The sequence below is a fragment of the Streptomyces sp. NPDC090045 genome (assembly GCF_044747975.1).
Classification (GTDB): Bacteria; Actinomycetota; Actinomycetes; order Streptomycetales; family Streptomycetaceae; genus Streptomyces.
Genome location: NZ_JBIVFA010000047.1, coordinates 1 through 1048, shown reverse-complemented (window position 1 = coordinate 1048; position 1048 = coordinate 1). Strand labels below are relative to the sequence as shown.

At 68.4% G+C, this 1048-nt stretch carries 1 protein-coding gene; it reads right to left on the bottom strand.

Translation table 11 applies throughout. The features are described from left to right. Positions 1-1043: cobalamin-independent methionine synthase II family protein (locus ACIPYQ_RS41215; RefSeq protein ID WP_401259822.1), on the bottom strand; the 1043-nt coding region annotated here is incomplete at its 3' end. Positions 1044-1048 lie beyond the last annotated feature (5 nt).

Genomic DNA, 1048 nt, shown 5'->3' with positions numbered 1-1048 from the left:
GCCAGGGCGGTTCCTCGTACGCGTGCTTCGATCTTGGCGAAGGCCAGGTCGCGGGAGGTGGACGTGTCGTCGGCGAACGGTGAGAAGCCGCAGTCGTCGCAGGTGCCCAGTTGCTCCACCGGGATGTAGCGGGCCGCGAGCAGTACCCGGTCGCGTACCTCCTCCGGAGTTTCTACCGTGGGGCTGATGGGATCGGTTACTCCCACGAACACGCGGATGCCCGGGCGTAGTTGGTCGGCGATGATGCGAAGGACCCGCTCGGGGTCAGCCTCGCTGGCCAGCTGGATGTAGAAGTTACCCACCTTCAGCCGGAAGAGTTTGGGCAGCAGTTCGGCGTAGTCGACGTCCAGGCTGTGGGTGGAGTCGAGGTCCCCGCCGGGGCAGGTGTGCACCCCGAGGCGGGGCTGCTCCGCCTCGCCGAACCGGCCGAGCACCTCGTTGTTCAGGGCGATGAAGTCGTCGAGGAGCGTGCCGCTCGGGTCGAGCTTGAGGGAGAGGCGTCCTTCGGTGAAGTCGAGCTGGACCACATGCGCGCCCGCCTCCAGGCAGCCGCGAATGTCGGCTTCGGCCTCGTCGGCCAGGTCACTCAGGAACGCCTCACGCGAGTATCCTGCGATGGGTTCGTCCGGGTAGAGCAGACTGAGCGCCGAGGGCGCGATGACCGCTTGCTTGACGGGGCGGTCGGTGTGCCGCCGGGCGTCGCGCAGATACGACTCCGCGCGAACCTGGTAGCGGAACGGCCCCTCGGTCAGGCGCGGAAGCTGCCGGAGGTGGCCGTCGGCGAACGGGATGGTGACGCCTTGCGGAGCTAGGGTCGCCAAGCCCGCGATCGGGTAGGTGGCGAAGCTGGGCTTGGCCTGCTCGCCGTCGACCAGGACGGGGCAGCCCAGCTCCTCAAGGCGGACGAGCGTGTCCGCCGCCGCCGCCTGCTGAAGACCCGCCAGCTCTTTATCGCTCAACCGTCCTTGGGCGTGCTCAACGAGAGCCTGCTGCAGGGCGCGGGGGCGGGGGACGCTGCCGATCGACTCAGTGGGGATGGTCATGACAC